We start from the raw sequence: 5,971 nt of genomic DNA on the forward strand, positions 1-5,971 counted from the left end.
ATCATCACCGCGGGCCCGGCCTGAGTAGAAGTACTCATCCCGTCCGGCGCAGGTACGCAGCCCTCCGGGCCGGGCGACACCGGTGCCTCGTACGCACCATGACGTTCTGCCACCGCTGGTGCGGTGCTCGGGTGCCCGCTCGGCGATCACCGGCGTCCGTCCGGTCCAGCTCAGTCCGATTGCCGGACACGCCGGCGATGCCGAGGCCCACGATCAACGCACGTTTCTGCATGACTCGCTCCTTGCTCCGGCTGCCCGCCGCCCGCGCCGGGCGGCGGGCAGCCGGAGGGGTCGGCACGGCAAGGAGTCGGGCCGGGACGGAAGGGGTGAGGTGGGGGCTTACGGGACGAGGACGAGGCGTTCGCCGGAGCGGGTGTCGTTCCATGCCTGCGCGATCCGGGCCAGCGGTACGGCCCGCGCCTGGACGTCGATGGCGCCTTCGGTCACCGCGGCAGCCAGCTCGGGGAGCTCGGCGATGAAGTCGCGGGGGGATAGCGATCCGATGCCGCTGCCCACGATCTGCAACCGGGCCGAGCGCAGGGCCACGGACGGGATCGGGGCGGACGCGCCCGCGATGGAGCCGATCTGGACCCAGGTGAGCGGCGCGGATCGGTCGGTGCGCGCGGTGAGGATCGGGAGTATGGAGCCGGCGGCGGGTTCGCCCCACACGAAGTCGAGGACGACGTCGACGTCGGCTGCGGCGGCGATCTCGTCGAAGGTGAGCGTCCGATCGGCGCCGAGGGCGGGCAACTCCTTGAGGCGGGCGGTGTCGCGGCCGGCGGCGATGACCTGGGCGGCGCCGAACCGCTTGGCGATCTGGACGGCCATGCGCCCGGCGCTGCCGGTGGCACCCAGGATGAGGACGCGCTGGCCCTCGTGGAAGGTGATGCGCCGGCGCAGGGCGACCCAGGAGGACATGCCCGGGTTCATCGCGGCGGCGATCCGCACCGGGTCCACGTGGTCGGGCAGGACCACGCTCCGATGCGCGTCGATGACGGTGCGCTCGGCGAAGGTTCCGAGGTCCGTGTCGTCCAGGACCGCGTAGCGCAGGCGGCCCGCGGGGTCCCGGACGACGCCGTCGACGCCGGGGACCAGCGGGAGGACGCCGGAGGCGGAGTAGTGGGCGCCGCTCGCCTTGGCCCGGGCCAGGTGGTGCAGGGGCGCCGCGAGGACGTCCACGACCATCTCGCGCTCGCCCCGGGCGACCGGTTCGGGGTGCTCGCCGTAGACGGGCGGTGCGTCGTACGCCGTGAGGACTGCTGCATGCATGGGACTCCTTGGACATTGGTTTGCATTACCAATCAAACTCAGAATCATTGGTAATGCAAACAATGTCAAGTAGGGTGTAGCCATGGCTCCCGACGACTCCGAAGAGGCCCTGATCGACGGCCTGGTCCGCAGCGCCTTCCAGGTCATGAGCGTGCTCACCCGCATCGGCGCCGAGCACGACCTGTCCCTCACCCAACTGCGCGTGCTCGGCATCGTGCGCGACCGGCGCCCCCGCATGAGCGACCTGGCGGCCTTCCTCGGCCTGGACAAGTCGACCCTCTCCGGCCTCATCGACCGCGCCGAACGACGAGGGCTGCTGGCCCGCCACGCCAGCCCCGAGGACAAACGCGCCGTCGTCGTCCTGATCACCGACGCCGGGCGCGACCTCACCCAGCGCCTCTACGAGGAGGTGCGGGAGGCCCTCGCACCGGCCACCGGCCGGCTCGACGCGCAGCAACGCCAACAGCTCGCCCACCTGCTGGAGCCCGTCCTCACCCCGCCCCTGCCGGCCGCACCGCGCCCCGCCACCCGGCGCTGAGCGATCCACCCGCAAGCCGCGCAGCAGGCGGCCAACCGGGTGCCGGACCACCGCCGCCGGAACGGGCAAGTCAGGCCCACGCGGCTTCCTGGGCGAGCACCGCCTCCCGTTCGAGTGAGGTGTCCCGCAGCAGCACGGTGTCCTGGTAGGACGAACGCTTCCTGGTGATCTTCCCGTTCACGACGTCGGCCGGTTCGAGGGCGTTCATCGTCCGCGGGACGCCGTGGGCGTCGGTACCATTGCTGGTGGCCACGACCACGACACGAGTGGGGTCTTCGGCGATCAGCTCGTCGACAATGAGAAGTTTTCATCCTGAGAAGCGCAGGTCACAGGGGCTGGCGTGAGCTGGGGGCGGGGTGCTCGGGCTGGTCTGCTCCGTGATCGGGCCCTGGAGATCGTCGGTCAGCGGGAGACCTCGGCGTTGGTCAGGACGAGCAGGGCCCGCAGCAGGGTCGTGGCGTTCTTCGCGTTCATGCGGAGCTTGGTGAGGCAGCGCCAGTTCTTCAGGTCGGCGAAGCCGTGCTCGTTGGCCGCGCGCTCGCGGCTGACCAGCCGGTTCGCTTTCTTCTGGGCCGGGTGAGGGGCTTGCCGCGGGTCGCCTTGCGGCCGGTGACGATCACGGGTCGTCGGGGTCGTCGTCCAGGCCGACGAAGCCAAGGTCCGCCAGGGCGCCGAGTCCGGCCTCGCGGAGCCTGGCGCAGATCTTGTTGTGGCGGGCGGCGGTGATCTCGCTGGAGCGGCCCGGCTTCGCTGCGGAGATCCAGATCAGGTTGCCCTTCTCGTCGGTGAGCGCGAGGAACAGCAGGCCGTGGACCTTGTGTTTCCCGCTGTAGTTGGGCCGGTTCTCGTCCCCGGTGCGGCGGCGGGTGCGGACCAGCGTGCCGTCCAGCAGTACGACGACGCCACCCGATTGGGTGATTCTCTTCAGTGCGCGGTCCAGCCGGGGGCTCGGTCAGCCAGGAGCTCGATGACTTCCAGGACCCAGCGGCGCACGGTGGAGGCGGAGACGTCGTTGCCGCCAGCCATGCCGCAAAGGCGCTGGTCGTGCCGTAGGACGGCGAGCACGATCACGGCGATCTGCCCTGGGGAGAGCTTGCGCCAGCGCGAGCGGATCTTCTTCAGGTGGCCGCGGATCAGGTCGGCGACCATGTTCACGGTCGTGCTCGACAGGGACAGGCGGCACTGGTAGACAAATCCGTCAGGACCTTCGGCAGGGCTGAACTTCTTTCGCATGGAGCCCCCAAACTACCGTCGGGGGTCCGCAAGTTACGTATGCTTCCGGACATCGTCGGCCCGGATCTCGCTCACGGCCGTCGGCTGGTGAAGCGTCCGGCCGGGGTCTGGTGCAGCCAGCCGCGCTCAGCCAGCCGCTTCAGCTTGCCGCGCATCGGCTCCACCTGCGCGGGCTGGGTCCCCACGCCGAGCGCCACACAGGCCTCCTTCGCCGGCAACGGCTCCGTCGCGCCCGACACAGCCTTGAGGATCTGCTGGTAGTCAGCGGGCAGCGCGCTCTCGTCCATGCCCTTCTCGCGATGCGGGACCAGCAGCATCCCGCCCGCGCCCGGCGTGGTGGTGACCCGCTCCAGCTCGGCGGCGATCTCGGGATCGTCGGTGTGTCCGGCACGCTGGGCGTCGGCGAGTTGCCCGAACACCGCCTCCGCCGCCTCCAGCCGCGCGACCTCCACGTCGAGGCCGACGAGCTCCTTCCGCAGCCGCTCGGCCCGGTCGGCCAGCACCAGCCGCCGCTGCATCACTCACGTCAACACGTTCACCACCAGCGGCTCCTCCCGTCCGGCCTCCTTCGGAGAGTAAGAGGCGCAGCAGCGCCGCCACCCGAATTCGGGTGAACCGGTCACAGGACGGACGATCTCCTGCTAACGATCACACTGCCGACCAGCCCAAGAGCCCCGATCCCGCCTCACGCCAGGCCTGGGACCTGCACTTCAGGTTGGAAGAGCTCACTCGGCAACCACCGAGGCCCGTCGCCCGTCCTGTCGGTTGATGGTGGATCACCGAGTGAGGAGCGGTCCGTGCGGAAAACGGCGTCGATGTTGGCGGCGGCAGCCCTGTGGTGCGAGGCGCTGTATGCGTTGTTCCTCTGCGCCGAGATCGTGGACAAATGGGTCGTCGGCAGGTCGGAGTTCGAGGGCCTGCACCTGCCTGAGTTCGCCATCGGCCTCTGCTGGATGGCGATGTGCGTCTGGGCCGCGCGAAGCGCGGTGCGGCTGTCCAAGAAGCCCTCGGCCGTGTACCGGTGGAGCCTGCTTGCCACGGCGGCGGTCCATCTCGGCCTGGCGATGCTCCTCGTCGACGGCTACCAGAACTGGCTACTCGGAGTCGGAGCTCTGCTAGTGGTGCTCGGCGTGCAGCGGGTGCAGATGGCGTAGCGAGCGCGGGCCGGCCCCAGCACACTCACTCGACGAGTACGACCAGGTCGGCCGACTCGGTCTTCTCCAAGACCGCCTGGGCCCGTTCGCCGACCCGTGGACCGTCTGGTCGCCGGACCCGGCCTGGCCGGCGCCCGAGCCGCCCGCCGGTGCCGACCAAATTGCCGTGTAGAAGGTGCGTGCCTCCAGGCTCACCGATGCGGTAAGTGCGGGCAGGCGTGATGATCGCCCCCTCGCCATGCTGCGTACCGCGCAACGCGCCGGCCTCTGACGAACGCCGAGATCTCCCGCTGACGGACGATCACCTGCTAGCGATCAAGCCGGCGACCGGCCCGAACCTCCCATCTCTGGCCCACGGCAGCCTCATGACCTGCAACTTCAGGTTGGAAAATGCTCAATGATGGTCGTGATGCTCAGTCCGGTCAGCAGGTGCATCCTGTGCCGTGCCGGCCCGATGGCGGCCCCTCTCTGGAAGCCGCTGTCGGGGTGGTCCCGGTTGAGTTCGGCCTCCTGCTCGCCGGCCACCTCCCCGGCTGTGGCGAAGTCCGGGCCGCCGGACACCCTGAGGACGGCTTCCTAGAAGCGGCGGACCACGTCCTTGTTCAGCTCGGCCCGGACGGGGCGCTCACTCGACACGAGGGGTTTCTTTCTGCGGGGTGATCGGAGTCGGTGCGGATCCGGAGAACCGATGGCGGGCGGCACAGCACGGTCGGCCATACACCGGCCGGCCCACGAGGCCCCGTCAGGAAGTGGGTGCGCCGAACCAGCGGACGGCTGCGCGCCGGAACGCCTCGGGGCCGGGGGCGTGGCCGTCGGCCCGGGCGACGAGGCCGCCGGGCCGAATCAGCAGGGCGCCGAATCCGAGCTCGTCGTCCACCGGCCCGGCCGCATAGCGGATCAGGCCTTCCGACTTCCGGCCGCATCGCGCAACCGCCGGTCGGCGGTGAAGGCGAGTGCGACGCCCCGTCCTAGCAGGTCGCCAAGGCGGGTGCCATCTCGGAAGCGTGCGCAGCGGCCGGGAGAACCGGCTGCGGGACGGTTCTCACCGGCCTCGGACGGCGATCCGGGCGGACGGCGGTGTCGGTCGGACCGTGCCCGGTGTGAGGCTTGGGCGCGCCCGTCTTCACGCGGCCGACTGACCGATCCCCGCGGCTGTCGGCACGGGCGCGGTGCGCAGCCGAGTCGGCGGTGTCGTGCCGGTGCCAATGGCCGAGCAGCAGGCCGTGAGACGGCCGGGCAGGCCGGCAGGGCCCGGGGACGGCGGCCCTGGAGGTGTCGTGGCCGGTGCGTAGCGCGCTCGCCCTGGTTGGTCGGGCGAGGGAGCGAGTGCCTGGCCAGCAGGTGAGCTCCAGCACGGGTGCCGGTGTCTGCGAGCGCCCGGTAGGGCTGGACCGTCTACACCTTGTCCACGTGGATGTCGCGGCGCACCACTGTGGCTCCGGGCTCGAACCCGGGTACCCGGCGGGGGTGGTGGCGGCCCCTGTCGGTCGGCGCATGAAGGCCGGCGGGGGCCGGATAGAGCGGCACGGCGCCGGCCCCTTGCCATGCTGTGCGGCCGGGTGGCCGGCGCCGGTAGTGCCGCCTCGGGTCAAGCCGCAATGGTGAGGTCGGCACGGCCGAACAGCAGCGCGTAGCCGCGGGGCAGTCGGCCGAGCAGGCGGTCCGTCAGCTCGCCGCCGGCCGCCTCGGCGAGGGCGGTCAGAACGGAGGAGACGTCCCAGCGGGCGCAGGCGAGGCTGGTGTGCAGGGCGCGGGCGACCGCCTCGACGAACGCCGG

11 protein-coding genes are annotated in these 5,971 nt (G+C 71.0%); 2 read left to right on the plus strand and 9 right to left on the minus strand.

What is annotated here, in order from left to right:
* Nucleotides 1-339: 339 nt before the first annotated feature.
* Complete coding sequence (locus AB0M03_RS39195) at nt 340-1,269, minus strand: zinc-binding alcohol dehydrogenase family protein (protein ID WP_363501477.1); 930 nt, start codon at nt 1,267-1,269, stop codon at nt 340-342.
* A gap of 82 nt (nt 1,270-1,351) precedes the next feature.
* Between AB0M03_RS39195 and AB0M03_RS39200 the strand changes: the two genes are divergently transcribed.
* The gene (locus AB0M03_RS39200) at nt 1,352-1,807 is read left to right on the plus strand and encodes a MarR family transcriptional regulator (RefSeq protein ID WP_363501480.1); all 456 of its coding nucleotides are present in this window, start codon (nt 1,352-1,354) and stop codon (nt 1,805-1,807) included.
* A gap of 70 nt (nt 1,808-1,877) precedes the next feature.
* Here the strand turns inward: AB0M03_RS39200 and AB0M03_RS39205 are convergent, their stop codons facing one another.
* The 5 genes from AB0M03_RS39205 to AB0M03_RS39225 form a co-directional block, all read right to left on the minus strand.
* The gene (locus tag AB0M03_RS39205) at nt 1,878-2,060 is read right to left on the minus strand and encodes a hypothetical protein (protein ID WP_363501483.1); all 183 of its coding nucleotides are present in this window, start codon (nt 2,058-2,060) and stop codon (nt 1,878-1,880) included.
* Nucleotides 2,061-2,209: 149 nt separating this feature from the next.
* Entirely contained in the window at nt 2,210-2,464 is a 255-nt protein-coding gene (locus tag AB0M03_RS39210; RefSeq protein WP_363501486.1) for a transposase family protein, read from the minus strand.
* Entirely contained in the window at nt 2,424-2,747 is a 324-nt protein-coding gene (locus tag AB0M03_RS39215) for a transposase family protein (RefSeq protein WP_363501506.1), read from the minus strand. Before AB0M03_RS39215 ends, AB0M03_RS39210 begins: the two co-directional genes overlap by 41 nt.
* Nucleotides 2,732-3,040: a hypothetical protein gene (locus tag AB0M03_RS39220; protein ID WP_363501489.1), complete on the minus strand. Its 309-nt coding sequence runs from the start codon at nt 3,038-3,040 to the stop codon at nt 2,732-2,734. Before AB0M03_RS39220 ends, AB0M03_RS39215 begins: the two co-directional genes overlap by 16 nt.
* Before the next feature lie 71 nt (nt 3,041-3,111).
* On the minus strand, nt 3,112-3,558 hold the full coding sequence (locus AB0M03_RS39225; protein WP_363501492.1) for a hypothetical protein: 447 nt from the start codon (nt 3,556-3,558) through the stop codon (nt 3,112-3,114).
* Between the two features lie 279 nt (nt 3,559-3,837).
* On the opposite strand from AB0M03_RS39225, the gene AB0M03_RS39230 reads away from it, so the two are divergent.
* On the plus strand, nt 3,838-4,194 hold the full coding sequence (locus AB0M03_RS39230) for a hypothetical protein (protein WP_363501495.1): 357 nt from the start codon (nt 3,838-3,840) through the stop codon (nt 4,192-4,194).
* Between the two features lie 378 nt (nt 4,195-4,572).
* Here the strand turns inward: AB0M03_RS39230 and AB0M03_RS39235 are convergent, their stop codons facing one another.
* The 3 genes from AB0M03_RS39235 to AB0M03_RS39245 form a co-directional block, all read right to left on the minus strand.
* Nucleotides 4,573-4,719 (minus strand): hypothetical protein, encoded by a 147-nt coding sequence (locus tag AB0M03_RS39235; protein WP_363501497.1) that lies wholly within the window; start codon nt 4,717-4,719, stop codon nt 4,573-4,575.
* Between the two features lie 217 nt (nt 4,720-4,936).
* Nucleotides 4,937-5,071, minus strand: a complete 135-nt coding sequence (locus AB0M03_RS39240) for a hypothetical protein (protein WP_363501500.1) — start codon at nt 5,069-5,071, stop codon at nt 4,937-4,939.
* A gap of 711 nt (nt 5,072-5,782) precedes the next feature.
* A partial coding sequence (locus AB0M03_RS39245; RefSeq protein ID WP_363501503.1) for a DUF2267 domain-containing protein occupies nt 5,783-5,971 on the minus strand: 189 nt, incomplete at its 5' end.

Source organism: Kitasatospora sp. NPDC051914, assembly GCF_040680995.1.
Classification (GTDB): domain Bacteria; phylum Actinomycetota; class Actinomycetes; order Streptomycetales; family Streptomycetaceae; genus Kitasatospora.